This is a genomic window from Gluconacetobacter asukensis (assembly GCF_014174375.1).
Classification (GTDB): domain Bacteria; phylum Pseudomonadota; class Alphaproteobacteria; order Acetobacterales; family Acetobacteraceae; genus Gluconacetobacter; species Gluconacetobacter asukensis.
The window spans coordinates 1-15,081 of record NZ_JABEQE010000006.1 but is presented as its reverse complement, the minus strand read 5'-3'; the positions used below and the strand labels follow the sequence as shown (position 1 = coordinate 15,081).

Here is a 15,081-nt window from a genome sequence, read left to right as displayed (position 1 = left end):
TTTTGAAAAAAGAACCAAAAAACTTTTATTCGTTCAGGGACATTGTCTGCACCTGGCACACGGCTCCTGAACGGATAAAAGTCTTTTTTCTTCTTTTTCTTCAGAAAAAGAAGAAAAGACAGACCTCCCCTCCGCCATCAATCAAACCGCCTCCAGCGTCCGCGCCTCCACGGCATTCTCCGCCCGAATCCGCTGCGCGTCCCGCGCCGGCGGATTCCCGAACATGCGCCGATATTCGCGGCTGAACTGCGACGGGCTGTCATACCCGACCGCAAACCCCACCTCCGCCGCATCGACCGCATTGCCCATCAATTGCCGCCGGGCCTCCTGCAAGCGCAGACGCGTGCGATATTGCAGCGGACTCATCATCGTCGCCGCCCGGAAATGCCGATGGAAGGATGATGGGCTCATGCCCGCCAGCCGGGCGACATCCGCGATGTCGAACGCCTGGGCATAATGATCCCTGATCCAGGCGATCGCCCTGTTCAGATGCGACAGGTTGCTGCCGGCGGTGGCGATCTGGCGCAGGACGCCACCCTGCGGCCCCTGCAACAGGCGATAGAGCAATTCCCTGACCGCCAGATGGCGCAGAAAGATGATATCCTCGGGTGTATCGAGCAACCCCACCAGCCGCGTCACCGGATCGAGGATATTCCGCGTCAGGGCGCTGACTGTCAGGCAGCGCGGGCACTGGTGGGAAAGATCCTCCGGCCGATCGCGCAGTTCCAGCAGCACATCCGCGATATCGGCCGGGTCCAGCGTCAGGCACAGAGCCAGATAGGGCTCCTCGGGACTGGCATGGGTGATATGGCCGCTCACCGGCAGATCGACCGCCGTCACCAGATATTTGCTGGCATCGTAATCGAAGACCTGGTCACAGAGCATGACCTGCTTGCTGCCCTGCACGATCACGCAGAAACGCGGTTCGTATACCACATTCATCGGCGTGGTCGGGGCCTCGGCCCGAAACAGCAGCAGGCCTGGCAAGGCGGTCCGCGTGGTGGGCGCGACGCAGTGTCGTTCGATCGTATCGCGCAGACGGTCGAGCAGATCGCGCATCCAACCCTCCGAAACCACATATCCCATCCCGTCCGGCCAGGATCATCCGGACGGGCAACGATGCTCCAGTTCCCCGCGATGATAGCGCATGTCCGATCCGATCACACCGTCCTTGCGGGCAGTTCAAGAGGATCGTGCAATCATTTGATCGGATCATGCCATCGCCCCATCGCGAGAAGAGAAAAATCGGCAAAAGCTCCATATTATACATAATGATATGATGACGCCGCTCGCCATCACGCCCCCCCGAAACCGGCCGGCAGGCGCGAATCATGCAAGAACGAGAGCGGATCGCTCTACCGCTCCAACCCGCACAGGTTGCATGATCCGACCACAAGAGCGCCTCAACGAAGCTGTTCGGTTTATCTCCGGCATGAACGGACATCTTCGGCAGGCCGCCCTCGCCATTGCCTCCGGAGCGCCAGCGCGCCCGGTCCATCCATCACATAGAGAGACCCATGGGTATCGTCGCATTCGCGCTCCGACGGCCATACACGTTCCTCGTCACGGGCGTCCTGATCCTGCTCATGGGGATCACGGCACTCTTTCGCACGCCCACAGATGTCTTTCCCGCCATCGATATCCCGGTGGTGACGGTCGTCTGGTACTATGACGGGCTGGACGCGGCCGAGACTGAAAAACGCCTCAGCACCTATACCGAGTTTTCCGAAAGCTTCTTCGTCAACAATCTGCGCACCATCGAAAGCCAGACCACGCCCGGCCTGGTGCTGCAGAAGCTCTATTTCCAGCCCGGCGTGAATGTCGACCTGGCGGTGGCGCAGACCGTCTCGGCCACGAACTCGATCCGCGCCTTCCTGCCGCCAGGCGTGCAGCCGCCGATCATCATGCAGTACAGCGCCTCGTCCGTGCCGGTGCTGCAACTCTCGCTGTCGTCCGACCACCTGACCGAGAGCGAACTCTACGATTACGGCGTCTATCGCGTGCGCCAGCAACTCGCGCCCATCCCCGGCACCATGCTGCCGCCCCCTTATGGCGGCAAGATCCGCCAGGTCATGGTGGATATCGACAGCACGAGGCTGGCCGGCCTGGGGCTGACGCCGCTGGACGTGTCCAACGCCATCAACGTGCAGAACCTGACCCTGCCCGCCGGCACCACGAAGTTCGGCCCGACCCAATATGATTTGCGCATGAACGGCATGCCGGACGTGGCCGCACAACTGAACCAGGTGCCCCTGAAGCGCGACCCCAAAACCGGCGCCATCGTGCGGATCGCCGACGTGGCCCAGGTCCGCGACGGCACGGCGGTCCAGCAGAATGTCGTGCGGCGCGAAGGGCAACGCTCGGTCCTGCTGTCGATCATGAAGGCCGGCAACGCCTCGACGCTCGACGTGGTCAATGCAATCCGCGACAAGGTGCTGCCGGTCACCCGCGCCGCCGCCCCGCCGGGCATGAAGATCGACGAACTGTTCGACCAGTCCGTCTTCGTCAAGGCCGCCATTTCCGGCGTGGCGTCGGAAGCCGTCATCGCCGGCCTGCTGACGGCAGCAATGATCCTGGCCTTCCTGGCAAGCTGGCGCTCGACGCTCATCGTCGCGGCCTCGATCCCGCTGGCCATCCTGTCCTCGATCGCCATCCTGTCGATGACGGGCCAGACGCTGAACCTGATGACATTGGGCGGCCTGGCGCTGGCGGTCGGCATCCTGGTCGATGACGCCACGGTCACGATCGAGAACATCCACCGCATTCGCCATGACGGCGCAGACCTGCGGCTTGCCGTGCTGGACGGCGCCGCCGGCATCGCACTGCCGACCCTGGTCTCCACGCTGGCAATTTCCTGCGTGTTCGTCTCGGTGGAATTCCTCACCGGCCCGTCGCGCTTCCTGTTCACGCCGATGGCGCTGGCGGTGGTCTATGCCATGCTCGCCTCCTACGCCATCAGCCGGACCCTGGTGCCGATCCTGGCCGCCCTGCTGCTGGGCGCCGAAGAAGAGCAGGCCCGCCGCCGCCACGACGCCGGCCTGCCGCCCGGCCGCATCGCCCGCTTCGGGCAGCGGTTCGACCAGCATTTCGAACGCCTGCGCGACCGCTATATCGCCCTGCTGCACCGGCTGATCGCCAGTTCGTGGAAAGTGCCCGCGCTGGCAGGAACGATGCTGGTGGCCGCCGGACTCGTGGCCACCCAGGTCGGCCAGGATTTCTTTCCCGCCATCGATGCCGGCGAATTCCGCCTGCATGTCCGCGCCCCCGCCGGCACAAGGATCGAAAGCACGGAGAAAATCTTCGATCGCGTCGAGGACACGATCCGCCAGATCGTGCCGGACAGCGAGCGCGATCTGGTGCTGGACAATATCGGCATCCCCTTCCGCTACAGCATGCCGTTCGACGACGGCACCACGATCGGCCCCAATGACGGACAGATCATGGTGGCGCTCAAGGAACATCATCGCCCCACCGCCGATTACATCCGCACGCTGCGTACCGAACTGGCCCGGCGCTTCCCCGACTGCGTGTTCTATTTCCAGCCGGCGGACATCGTCACCCAGATCCTGAATTTCGGCATTCCCGCCCAGGTCGATATCCGCATCGCCGGCTACGACCAGCCCAACAACCGCAAGGTGATGCGCGACATCCTGCGCGAGGCCGCACAGATTCCGGGCCTGGTGGACGTACATCTGCACCAGCAGATCGCGGCCCCCGAACTGCTGATCGCCATCGACAGGATACGCGCCCAGGATCTGGGCCTCACCCTCAACGACGTCGCGCGCAACGTCATGGTGTCGCTGGCCTCGTCCAATACCGTCACGCCCAATTTCTGGGTCGATCCTGCCACCGGCATCCAGTATCCGCTGGCGGTGCAGACGCCGCAATACCGCGTCAACGGGCTGGGCGACCTGCTGGATACGGTCATCTCGCCGGCCAACGGCGCAACCAGCACGCCCTCATTGCTCAGCAACGTGGCCACGATCAGGCGCGGCATGGCGCAGAACGTGATCTCGCACAGCAACATCCAGCCGGTCCTGGATATCGACGCCAGCGTCGAAGGGCGCGACCTGGGCGGCATCGCACGCGCCATCGACCGGATCGTCGACCGCCATCGCGGCCAGCTATCGCCCGGCAACACCATCACGGTGCAGGGCCAGATCGACAGCATGCGCTCGGCCTTCACCCGGCTGGGCATCGGGCTGATCGTCGCGGCCCTGGCCGTCTATCTGCTGATGGTCGTGAACTTCCAGTCCTTCATGGACCCGTTCGTGGTGGTGCTGGGCCTGCCGGGGGCGATGTGCGGCATCGTGTTCATGCTGTTCGTCACCGGCACGACCTTTTCCGTCCCGTCACTGATGGGCGCGATCATGAGCGTCGGCGTCGCCAGCGCCAATTCGATCCTGCTCGTCACCTTCGCCAAGGAACGCCGCGCCGACGGCCATTCGGCAGCCGAGGCCGCCATCGCCGCCGGGCAGGCACGCCTGCGCCCGATCCTGATGACGTCTCTGGCCATGGTGATCGGCATGCTGCCGATGTCGCTGGGCCTGGGCGACGGCGGCGAACAGAACGCGCCGCTGGGCCGCGCCGTCATCGGCGGCCTGATGGTGGGAACCTGCGCCACGCTGTTCGTGGTGCCCTGGCTCTACAGCCGCCTGCGGCGGCGCGAGAGCCGCCTTCTCGAGGATTATCGCGATGTCTGACCTCTCTTCCCCGCCAGTTCCATCCTCGCGCGGCGGCCGTGCCACCGGGGCCGCGATCGGCCTGGGCCTGGTGGCCCTGCTGGGCTACGGCGCGGTGACGCATGTCGAACGCGCCCGCGCGGTCCGGGCACTGGCCGATACCCGCCGCGACCAGGCGCCCGAAGTGCTCACGATGGTCGTCCACGCGGACACGACACCGATCGCGCTGGACCTGCCGGGCGAAACCGCCCCGCTGGAGACGGCGGCAATCGGCGCAAGGGCGTCGGGCTATATCGAAAAGCGGTTCGTCGATATCGGCACCCCGGTCAAGGCCGGCCAGGTTCTGGCGCTGATCCGCGCCCCGGAACTGGACCGGCAGGTCGCCCGCGCCCAGGCCGCACTGGCCCAGGCCCAGGCCGACCTCGACCTGGCCCGCGTCACGGCGCGGCGCTCGGCGGGGCTCGTCGGCGGCGGCGCCGTCAGCCGGCAGAATTTCGACGTCGACCGCATCACCCAGCAGGCAAGGCTGGCCGAACAGGACGCCGCCCGCGCAGCCTTGGCCGACATCGCCCAGCGCCAGGCCTATACGACCATCACCGCGCCCTTCGACGGCGTCGTGACCGCCCGCACGGTCGAGGCCGGCGATCTGGTCAACGCCGACAATGTCCAGGCGGCGCCGCTGTTTGTGGTGGCCCGCACCGACCGGCTGCGCGTGCGGGTTCATGTGCCGCAAGACCAGGCCGCCGGCCTCGCGGTCGGCACGCAGGCCACCCTCTCGCTGCCCGCGCGGCCCGACCAGCATTTCAGCGGCACCGTCACCCGCACCGGCCATGCTCTGGAACGCGACAGCCGCATGCTGCCGGTGGAAATCGAACTGGACAATCCGGATGGCAGGCTGGCGGCCGGCCTCTACGCCACCATCCATTTCGACCTGCCACGCGCGGGCGGCATCACGCTCATCCCGGCGGAGGCCCTGAATTACGAAGCCGACGGGCTGTCGGTCGATACGGTCTCGCCCGACCACCACGTCACGATCCGGCACGTCACGGTGGGGCGCGATTATGGCGACCGGCTCGAAATCCTCGGCGGCCTGCCGGACGGCAGCCAGTTGATCGTCCACCCACCCTCCGCACTGCATGACGGCAGCCCCGTCGCGCCCCACTCCGATTCCGACACAAAGGGAGCCTGACGGTGCGGCCCACCAGACCCCTCGCCTCACTCGCCGCCGGCCTCGCGCTGCTCCTGTCCGGCTGCACCATGATCCCGGCCTGGCACCGCCCCGCCCCCGCCATCGCCACGTCATGGCCCGGCGGCAACGAGGCCACCGCCAGCCTGCCGGACTGGCAGCATTTCTACCGCGATCCGGTCATGCAACGCCTGATCGCCCTGGCGCTGGCAAACAATCAGGACCTGCGGATCGCCCAGCACCAGGTCGAGGCCGCCAGCGCGCAGTTCGACATCGAAAACGCATCGCTGTTCCCCACCCTGAACGGCGGCGCCATGGCGAACGTCCAGAAGGAATATGCCAGGATCTGGAGCCTCTCGCAGACAAACGGCCCGTTCTACATGCGCCAATACGCAGTGGGCTTCGGCGTCTCGGCCTACGAGGTCGATCTGTGGGGGCGCATCCGCAGCGCCTCGCAGGCCGCCTTCGACCGCTACATGGCCGACGCGCTGAACCGCGAGAACATGCAACTCAGCCTGATCGCCAGCGTGGCATCGGGCATGCTGACCTGGGTGGCGGACAACCAGGCGGTGCTGGTGACGCAACAGGTGCTGGACAGCCGCCAGCGCACCTACGATCTTGTCCGGCAGGCGGCCCAGACCGGCACGGTCACGGCGCTGGACGTCGCACAGGCGGAATCCGCCCTGCACGACGCGGAAACCAGCCTGCAGGTCTATACGCGGCAGCGCGCCCAGGCCCTGGACCAGTTGACCCTGCTGGTCGGCACGCCACTCGACGACACCACCATGCGGGCATTGCACGGCATCACATCCCTTGATTCCGTCATGGCCTTTCCCGACGTTCCGGCCGGCCTGCCATCGGACATGATCGCCCGCCGCCCGGATATTCTGTCGGCCGAAGACGTGCTGCGCGCGGCCAACGACGATATCGGCGCCGCCCGCGCCGAATTCTTCCCCAAGATCCAGATCACGGCGGCCAACGGCACCGCCAGCAACAACATCACCCGCCTGTTCCAGAGCGGCATGGGCGCCTGGAACGTCGCCCCCCAGATCACCGTGCCGCTCTTCGACGCCGGCCGCCTGACAGCCCAGCTCCGCGTGGCGAAAGCCCGCAAGAAGGAAGAAATCGCCCGCTACGAAAAGACGATCCAGACCGCCTTCCGCGAAGTCGCCGACGCCCTGGCCGGCCGCGACACCTACCTGAAGCAGCTCCACGCGCAGGACGCCCTGATCGCGTCGAACGACCGGCAATACCATCTGGCGATCACACGCTTCCGAGCCGGCTACGACCCCTACCTGACCACCCTGGTCGCCCAGCGCGACCTGTACACGGCCCGCCTCGGCGGCATCACGACGCAACTCCAGACCATGGCCAACAGCGTGACCCTCTACAAGGCGCTCGGCGGCGGATGGACCAGCACCATTCCCCCACGCCCGACCGCCTCCGCCGGCGGCCATATCCTGTAGAGACTGTTTACAAAGCCGCCCCGCCGGCCGGGGCGGAACATGACCTCCGAGGGCACGAAGGCAGAAACGGAGACGCGAACCATCGCGTCTATCCCCGATCCGCCGACATCCCGACGCGGGCGAACACCGCGCCGGCCTCCTCCTGCCCCTCGCGCAGGGCGGGCGGGCGTCCGGGTTGCGCAATGGCGGCCGGGCCGCGGGGCCCATCCAGCACGCCAAGCAGCATCCGTGCCCACCTCGCCTCTCCCTCGTCCGAAAAACTGTAGAAAATGGCGCGCGATTCCCGCTCGGCCCGGATAATCCCCGCACGACGCAGCGCACCCAGTTGCTGACTCAGGACCGGCTGGCCGATGCCGGTTTCATCCTCCAGCACGCTGACGGCGCGCGGGCCGTCCAGCAACCGCGACAGGATCAGCAGCCGCTGCGGCTGGGCGAACAGTTTCAGCCGATCGGCCACCCGCCGCGCCTCGTCCGGCGTCAGCCCGCTCATGCGGCCCCGCTCACGCGGCATGATCCGGCCGCATCCGCATGAACCAGGCCGGCCCGGCCGCCGCCGCGTCCTGCTGCGTCTGTACTGCGGGCAGCACGGTATCGTCTCCGGGCATCCACCCCTCGGGCGTCAGCACATTATCCGCCGTCACCTTCTGCAACGCGGCCACCAACCGCAGCAATTCCGCCACCGAGCGACCCACCGACATCGGATACCAGACGACGGCACGGATCACCCCTTCAGGGTCGATCGCATGCACCGCCCGCACCGTGGCACTGCTCTCCGCCGTCTCGTCCAGCATGCCATAGGCCCGGGCGATCGCCATCGACGGGTCCTCGATGATCGGAAAGGGGATCGTCACCCCGAACTGGGCGCGAATGGCCTCGACCCACGCCAGATGTGCGGACAGGCTGTCCACCGACAGGCCCAGCAGGGCGCAGTTCATCGCCTGGAACCGGTCGGAAGCCGCCGCGAAAGCCAGGAACTCGCTGGTGCAGACCGGCGTGAAATCCGCCGGATGCGAAAACAGCAGAACCCACCGCCCACGCAGATCGCTCAGGCGCAGACGGCCCTGCGTGGTGCGGGCACTGAAATCCGGCGCCACATCCCCAATCTTGGGAGCAACAACCGGCAATCCGGCACGGGACGGAGAAACAGGATCGCTCATGACCCATTTCATAAGGCGCCCATCCGGCTTGACGCAAGACAGTTTCATTATTAAATAAACTACGAAGCAATAATTAATGATTTTCATTAATTATCAGGAGGACCCCGATGTCCGACCCCGTGCTGGCGGCAGCCGCCGCCCAGATCCAAGATGTTGAACAGGGACGCGCCCCCGCGCCGATGGTGCGCACCTTCTTCGACGAACAGACCTTCACCGCCAGCCACGTGGTGCATGATCCCGAGACCCGGGAGGCTGCAATCATCGACAGCGTGCTGGAGTACGAAGCCGCCTCGGGCCGGACCCGCCATAGCGAGGCCCAACGGATCGTCGATTACGTCCGGGCCGAAGGCCTGCATGTGCGCTGGCAGCTCGAAACCCACGCCCATGCCGACCACCTGTCCGCAGCACCCTGGCTGCAGCAGCAGCTCGGCGGCAGGCTGGGCATCGGTGCCGAAATCGTCCGCGTCCAGGACGTGTTCGGCAAGATCTTCAACGCCGGCACCGATTTCGCACGCGACGGCTCGCAGTTCGACCAACTGTTCCATGACGGCGACCGCTTCACCGTGGGGCGGATCGAGGCCATCGCCCTCCATGTTCCCGGCCATACCCCGGCCGACATGGCCTTCATCATCGGCAACGCGGCCTTTATCGGCGACACGCTGTTCATGCCCGATTACGGAACGGCGCGGGCCGACTTCCCCGGCGGCGATGCCCGCCAGCTCTACCGCTCCATCCGGCGCCTGCTCTCCCTGCCGGACGAAACCCGCCTGTTCCTCTGCCACGACTACAAGGCCCCCGGCCGCGACCATTTCGCGTGGCAGACCACCATCGGCGCCGAGCGCCAGACCAATGTCCACGTGCATGACGGCGTGACCGAGGACGCGTTCGCCGCCATGCGCACCGCGCGCGACGCCACCCTCTCGCTGCCCAACCTCATCATGCCGTCCGTACAGGTCAACATGCGCGGCGGCCGCCTGCCCGAACCCGAATCCAACGGCACCCGCTACATCAAAATCCCCATCGACACACTCTGAGCGAGGCTGTTTCAAAAGCCCCGCTGGCGGCGGCCTGACGGCGGTTTCCTGCGCTTCGGTGCTCACGGCCCACAAGGTCGCTCCGCTCCGATGCTCAAAAACCACCGCCAGACGCGTGGCTGGCGCCACGCTTCCACTCACCATCGGAACTTTTGAAACAGCCTCTCCGACCTAGTCACTCCTTCTTCCCATTCCAGAGGTCCCCCACCGATGCCCTTCCGCTCCCTGACGCCCCTTTTCTCCGTCTCTCCGCAACTGTCGATCACCGACGTGGACCAGGCTGCCGCCGACGGGTTCAAGGCCATCGTCTGCGCCCGCCCGGACGGCGAAACGCCCGGCCAGATCCCGGCCGGCACCATCGAACAGGCGGCACAGGAAAGGGGGCTGGCCTTCGTCGCCATTCCCGTCCCGTCGGGCAGCACGCCGGACGAAGTAGCGGTGCAGGCCATGCGTTCGGCGCTCGACGCCATGCCCGGCCCGGTCCTGGCCTATTGCCAGGGCGGCGGCCGGGCCGCACGGCTCTGGGCACTGGCACAAGCCGGCACAATGCCGGCCGAAGCCATCCTCGCGGCAGGCCGGAATGCCGGGATCGACCTGTCCCCGCTCTCGCCCCGCCTGACCGCCCCGGCGGAGGCGCCGCCGGCCGGCGGGCAGAAAGCACCAAGGCGCTTCAACATCGTGATCGCGGGCGGCGGCGCGGCAGGCCTGGCCACCGCCGCCAGCATCCTGCGCCGCCGGCCGGGCATCTCCCTCGCCATCATCGAGCCCTCCCCGACTCATTTCTACCAGCCGGGCTGGACCCTGGTCGGCGGCGGCGTGTTCACACCGGAACAGACAAAGCGCCCGGAAGAAGGCCTGATCCCGGCCGGCGCGACATGGGTGCGCCAGGCGGTGGCCGGCTTCCTGCCCGACCGGCGCGAGGTCGCGCTGGATGACGGCACCACGCTGTCCTACGACATCCTGGTCGTGGCCACGGGGCTGGTACTGGACTGGTCGGCCATCCCCGGCCTGGCAGAAACCCTGGGGCGCAACGGCGTCACCTCCAACTACCGCTACGACCTCGCACCCTATACCTGGCAACTGGTGCAGGGCCTGACGCGCGGCACCGCCCTGTTCACCCAGCCGCCAATGCCGATCAAATGCGCCGGCGCACCGCAGAAGGCGATGTACCTGGCCTGCGACGCCTGGCGCCGGCGCGGCGTGCTGACGGATATCTCCGTCGCGTTCGACACCGCCACCCCCGCCCTGTTCGGCGTGCCGGCCTTCGTGCCCGCGCTCATGACCTATATCGAACGCTACGGCATCGACCTCCATCTGCGCTCGAAGCTGGTGGCGGTCGATGGCGACCGGCGCGTGGCAACCTTCGAACGCACGACCACGGAGGGCACGACGCGCATCGAACGTAGCTTCGACATGCTGCACGCCGTCCCACCGCAGATCGCCCCCGCCATCGTCAGCAGCAGCGCCCTTGCCGGCGCCGACGGCTTCGTGGCCGTCGACCCCGCGACGCTGCGCCATACCAGCTTCGCCGATGTCTTCGCCCTGGGCGACGTCGCCGGCACATCCAATGCCAAGACCGCCGCCGCCGTGCGCAAGCAGGCCCCGGTGGTGGCGGTCAACGTCCTGGCGGCGCTGGACGGCAAGGCCCCCGTCGCGACCTATGATGGATACGGCGCCTGCCCGCTGACGGTCGAACGCGGGCGGATCGTGCTGGCCGAATTCGGCTATGGCGGAAAGCTGGAGCCGACCCTGCCCCTGTGGCTGCTGCGCGGCACGCAGCCGACCCGCCTGGCATGGTTCCTCAAGGAAAAAATCATGCCCCCGCTCTACTGGCACGCCATGCTGCGCGGGCATGAGCTGATGGTGGCACCCCGGATCACACAGGGCGCCTGACATGCAAGCCGACCTGGCCCATCTGGCGCTGGACATCCTCTCCGGCGCCCTGGTCGGCTTCACGCTGGGCCTGATCGGCGGCGGCGGATCGATCCTGGCCGTGCCGCTGATGGTCTATGTGGTCGGCGTCGCCAATCCGCATGTGGCCATCGGCACCAGCGCACTGGCGGTCGCGGTCAATGCGCTGGCGGGCGTGGCCCAGCATGCGCGCGCGGGCACCGTCAAATGGCGTTGCGCCGCGATCTTCGCCAGTTGCGGCGTCATCGGCGCCCTGGCCGGCGCCACGCTGGGCAAGGCCATGGACGGGCGCCGGCTACTGCTGTGCTTCGCGCTGCTGATGGTGGTGGTCGGCGTGCTGATGCTGCGCGGGCGCCGCAATCTCGGCTGCCCGGGCGCCGCCTGCAACCGTCACAACATCACCCGCGTCATGTCCTCCGGCTTGGGCACCGGCCTGCTGTCGGGCTTTTTCGGCATCGGCGGCGGGTTCCTGATCGTGCCGGCCCTGGTCGCCTCCACCGGCATGCCGATCCTCAACGCCATCGGCACCTCGCTGGTCGCCGTCGCCGCCTTCGGCGCCAGCACGGCCATCAGCTACATGGCCTCCGGCCTGATCGACTGGAACCTCGCCCTGCTGTTCATCCTGGGCGGAATCGCCGGCAGTTTCGGCGGCATGCGCGCGGCAAGGGCCATGGCCGGCACCACCGGCGCGCTGACCATCTTCTTCTCCGGTGTCATCTTCTGCGTCGCCGCCTACATGATCTGGCGCAGCCTCTGACGCGCCTTCCTTCACGCTCGGGCCGCACCGCCGACAAACGCCCCGCGTCTGAAAACATCGGCCAGAATCCGCGTTCCCATATCCGCCTCATGCTCCGACAGTCCCGAAAACCCGAGCATCAATCGTGATGTATCGCGAGAGGCGACATTCATCCGCGAAAGCGGCATGACAACGACGCCACGCTTCAACGCAGCTTCCGAAACGGCGCTATCGCTGCTCCAGGTCCCGGTGCTGCGTACGGTCAGATTGATGCCCTGATCCGGCAGGATGACCGCAAGATGCTCGGCGACACGCGCCCTCAGCATGGCCGCGAGCAGATCCCGCGACACGCGCAGACGCTCCCTGAGGCGGCGCAGATGCGCCGGAAAATATCCCTCATTGAGAAAATCGGCGATAACACGCTGCTGAAACGTGGGCGGGCAGCGATCGAGCGCGGGACGAACGGCCCTGAACACAGGCACGAGATCGGCCGGCACCACAAGATAACCGATGCGCAGGCTGGGCAGAAGCGCCTTGCTGAACGTCCCCGTATAGAGGACGCGCCCTGCCTGATCGAGCCCCTGGAGCGATGCGATCGGGTGCCCGTCATAGCGGAATTCGCTGTCATAATCGTCCTCGACAATCCAGCAGCCATGGTCCCGGGCATAGGACAGCAATTCCAGCCGTCGCGGCAGGGACAGGACGGAACCAACCGGATATTGATTGGACGGCGTGACATAGATGAAAGCCGGCGGCCGCAGCGCGCCCTCCACCAGCCTCTCCGTCATGATCCCCTCCCGATCCACCGGCAGGCCGACGATCGTCGCGCCGTTGAGCGCCAGGCACTGCCTGGCAGGCGGATAGCAGGGGTCTTCGACAATCACGGTATCGCCGGGAGACGCCAGGATGCGAAACGCCAGATCAAGCGCCTGCTGCGTGCCGGCAGTGATCAGGATCTGATCGGCCGTACACCGCACCCCGCGCGAAACCGCCAGATGGGCGGCGATCGCGGACCGCAATCCGGGTTCTCCCTGGATATCGCCATAGCCTTCGAAAGCGTAGTTCATGTGCCGCCCGGCGATGCGGTTCAACAACCCCGCCGTCCGCTCGTCATGGGCCATCCGCCCCGTCACGAACGGCAGGAGCTTTTGCGGTTCCAGACTGGGCCCGACGGTGCAAACCCGCCTCGCCGCATCCGACAGCACGCGGCCGGTCACAGGGGCCGCCGCCACCTGCCCCCCGCCACCCTTCGGAACGCTCTCCGGCACCTCCGACATGATGTAGGTGCCGGACCCGTGGCGGGCGACGGCATAGCCCTCCGCGATCAGGATGTCATAGGCCTCGGCAATCGTCCCACGGGACAGCGTCCATTCCTTCGCGGCTAGACGGGTGGAGGGCAGCCTCTGCCCCGCCTCCAGCCGGCCATCGGCAACCGCCTCGCGCAGCGCGACATAGAGCTGCCGCGCCAGCGACGCCGGCCGGGACGGATCGATCTCGGGCCGAAAGACCGCCGACGGCGTTTCCCGCCGCCGCTTCAAACTCCTCGGCCCGTCATCCAAGTGGCTCACGACCCGCCTCCAAAGTGGATCTTTCAATCGAATCGATCCTGTCTTTTTAATGATCCACTTTCAACATGCCATCGCTTGATCGCGGTCGTTTTCAGACCATCCTTTCAACGCCGGCCTCAGGAGGTCTCATGCCAGTGCCCCCGACCAGATTGCGGATCGCCGTGCTTTTCGGCGGCCGCTCCACCGAGCACGAGGTCTCCGTGCTGTCGGCCACCAATGTCCTGAAGGCCCTGGAGCCCGCGAAATACGACGCGGTCCCGATTTTCGTCACGCGCGACGGGCGATGGCTGATGAGCCAATTCGAAGCCGGCACGCTCACCACCCCCGAAACCGGCACGGAACTCTGCCTCATCCCCGGCGGCCGCGGGCGCATGATCGCGATCGGCACCGACGGCCGCGCCGCCGAGGCCGGAAAGATCGACATCCTGTTCCCGGTGCTGCACGGCCTTCATGGCGAAGACGGTTCCGTGCAGGGGCTGGCGGACGTGGCGCGGGTACCGCTCGCGGGCTGCGGCATCCTCGGCTCCGCAACCGCGCTCGACAAGGTAATCGCCAAGCAGCTCCTCCGCGCCAGCGGCCTTCCGGTCGCCCGCGCGATCACCATCAGCGAGGGCGCGGTTCCTGACCTCGCGGTGCTGGAAAACGCAATCGGGCTCCCGCTTTTCCTCAAACCGGCCCGCCAGGGCTCATCCGTCGGCGTGCGAAAGATCTCCGGCAGCCAGGAATTCCTGCCGGCACTCACCGAGGGCTTCCGGCACGACCGCCGCCTGCTGGCCGAGGAATTCATTCCGGGGCGCGAGATCGAATTCAGCGTCCTGGAAGACAGCACCGGCGAAGTGTTCGTCTCCAGGCCCGGCGAGATCATCCCCTCCGTCAGCCACGGCTTTTACAGCTACGACGCGAAATATATCGACCAGCACGGCGCGGCATTGAAGGTGCCCGCCGAATTGCCGCCGGACGTCGAAGCACGGATGCGCAAGATGGCCGCCGAGGCCTTCAGGGCCCTCGGCTGCGACGGCATGGCGCGCGTCGATTTCTTCCTGACGGCGGACATGACGATCATCGTGAACGAGGTGAACACAATCCCCGGCTTCACCGATATCAGCATGTATTCCAGGGCCATGGCGGCCAGCGGCGTAAGCTACGCCGAAATCATCGAACGCCTGATCGCCCACGGCCTGGCGCGGGCCGCTCATCCGGCCCACACCGACGCACCCTAACCAGGGCGCTGCCCCATAGGCGCGAAGTTAATATTTTCTGAGGTCTTGAGCTTGTGAGCTTCGCTTTCTGACGGGTTGTGCCTGTCTTCGTCGAAAGCGCTGGATGACGTCATGTCTGTCG

11 protein-coding genes are annotated in these 15,081 nt (G+C 66.5%); 7 read left to right on the top strand and 4 right to left on the bottom strand.

Annotated features, from left to right (window positions below):
- Positions 1-141: 141 nt before the first annotated feature.
- Complete coding sequence (locus tag HLH35_RS08390) at positions 142-1,059, bottom strand: AraC family transcriptional regulator (RefSeq protein ID WP_182978727.1); 918 nt, start codon at positions 1,057-1,059, stop codon at positions 142-144.
- Between the two features lie 458 nt (positions 1,060-1,517).
- Between HLH35_RS08390 and HLH35_RS08385 the strand changes: the two genes are divergently transcribed.
- From HLH35_RS08385 to HLH35_RS08375, 3 genes are read left to right on the top strand one after another with little or no spacing between them, the layout of a single operon-like run.
- On the top strand, positions 1,518-4,703 hold the full coding sequence (locus tag HLH35_RS08385; protein ID WP_182978726.1) for an efflux RND transporter permease subunit: 3,186 nt from the start codon (positions 1,518-1,520) through the stop codon (positions 4,701-4,703).
- Positions 4,696-5,871: an efflux RND transporter periplasmic adaptor subunit gene (locus tag HLH35_RS08380; protein WP_182978725.1), complete on the top strand. Its 1,176-nt coding sequence runs from the start codon at positions 4,696-4,698 to the stop codon at positions 5,869-5,871. Before HLH35_RS08385 ends, HLH35_RS08380 begins: the two co-directional genes overlap by 8 nt.
- A 2-nt stretch (positions 5,872-5,873) precedes the next feature.
- The gene (locus HLH35_RS08375; RefSeq protein WP_338029316.1) at positions 5,874-7,334 is read left to right on the top strand and encodes an efflux transporter outer membrane subunit; all 1,461 of its coding nucleotides are present in this window, start codon (positions 5,874-5,876) and stop codon (positions 7,332-7,334) included.
- A gap of 88 nt (positions 7,335-7,422) precedes the next feature.
- Here the strand turns inward: HLH35_RS08375 and HLH35_RS08370 are convergent, their stop codons facing one another.
- Positions 7,423-7,845, bottom strand: coding sequence for an ArsR/SmtB family transcription factor (locus HLH35_RS08370; RefSeq protein ID WP_246384956.1), 423 nt, complete (start codon positions 7,843-7,845; stop codon positions 7,423-7,425).
- Complete coding sequence (locus tag HLH35_RS08365) at positions 7,835-8,491, bottom strand: peroxiredoxin (RefSeq protein ID WP_182978724.1); 657 nt, start codon at positions 8,489-8,491, stop codon at positions 7,835-7,837. The genes HLH35_RS08370 and HLH35_RS08365 overlap by 11 nt, the downstream gene beginning before the upstream one ends.
- 107 nt (positions 8,492-8,598) lie before the next feature.
- Here HLH35_RS08365 and HLH35_RS08360 point away from each other — a divergent pair, with 107 nt between their 5' ends.
- The 3 genes from HLH35_RS08360 (at position 8,599) to HLH35_RS08350 (ending at position 12,193) form a co-directional block, all read left to right on the top strand.
- Positions 8,599-9,525 (top strand): MBL fold metallo-hydrolase, encoded by a 927-nt coding sequence (locus HLH35_RS08360; protein WP_182978723.1) that lies wholly within the window; start codon positions 8,599-8,601, stop codon positions 9,523-9,525.
- A gap of 210 nt (positions 9,526-9,735) precedes the next feature.
- The gene (locus tag HLH35_RS08355; protein ID WP_182978722.1) at positions 9,736-11,418 is read left to right on the top strand and encodes a bifunctional protein tyrosine phosphatase family protein/NAD(P)/FAD-dependent oxidoreductase; all 1,683 of its coding nucleotides are present in this window, start codon (positions 9,736-9,738) and stop codon (positions 11,416-11,418) included.
- A gap of 1 nt (position 11,419) precedes the next feature.
- The gene (locus HLH35_RS08350) at positions 11,420-12,193 is read left to right on the top strand and encodes a sulfite exporter TauE/SafE family protein (protein ID WP_182978721.1); all 774 of its coding nucleotides are present in this window, start codon (positions 11,420-11,422) and stop codon (positions 12,191-12,193) included.
- Between the two features lie 11 nt (positions 12,194-12,204).
- Here the strand turns inward: HLH35_RS08350 and pdxR are convergent, their stop codons facing one another.
- Entirely contained in the window at positions 12,205-13,740 is a 1,536-nt protein-coding gene (gene pdxR / locus HLH35_RS08345) for a MocR-like pyridoxine biosynthesis transcription factor PdxR (protein ID WP_182978720.1), read from the bottom strand.
- Between the two features lie 149 nt (positions 13,741-13,889).
- Here pdxR and HLH35_RS08340 point away from each other — a divergent pair, with 149 nt between their 5' ends.
- On the top strand, positions 13,890-14,960 hold the full coding sequence (locus HLH35_RS08340) for a D-alanine--D-alanine ligase family protein (protein ID WP_220790601.1): 1,071 nt from the start codon (positions 13,890-13,892) through the stop codon (positions 14,958-14,960).
- The last annotated feature ends 121 nt before the right edge of the window (positions 14,961-15,081 follow it).

Bases quoted from the DNA above. Each gene is read 5' to 3' on its own strand.
- HLH35_RS08360 (WP_182978723.1), top strand. From the start codon at position 8,599: ATGTCCGACCCCGTGCTGGCGGCAGCCGCCGCCCAGATCCAAGATGTT.
- HLH35_RS08370 (WP_246384956.1), bottom strand. From the start codon at position 7,845: ATGCCGCGTGAGCGGGGCCGCATGAGCGGGCTGACGCCGGACGAGGCG.
- HLH35_RS08365 (WP_182978724.1), bottom strand. From the start codon at position 8,491: ATGAGCGATCCTGTTTCTCCGTCCCGTGCCGGATTGCCGGTTGTTGCT.
- HLH35_RS08385 (WP_182978726.1), top strand. From the start codon at position 1,518: ATGGGTATCGTCGCATTCGCGCTCCGACGGCCATACACGTTCCTCGTC.
- HLH35_RS08350 (WP_182978721.1), top strand. From the start codon at position 11,420: ATGCAAGCCGACCTGGCCCATCTGGCGCTGGACATCCTCTCCGGCGCC.
- HLH35_RS08355 (WP_182978722.1), top strand. From the start codon at position 9,736: ATGCCCTTCCGCTCCCTGACGCCCCTTTTCTCCGTCTCTCCGCAACTG.
- HLH35_RS08390 (WP_182978727.1), bottom strand. From the start codon at position 1,059: ATGCGCGATCTGCTCGACCGTCTGCGCGATACGATCGAACGACACTGC.
- HLH35_RS08380 (WP_182978725.1), top strand. From the start codon at position 4,696: ATGTCTGACCTCTCTTCCCCGCCAGTTCCATCCTCGCGCGGCGGCCGT.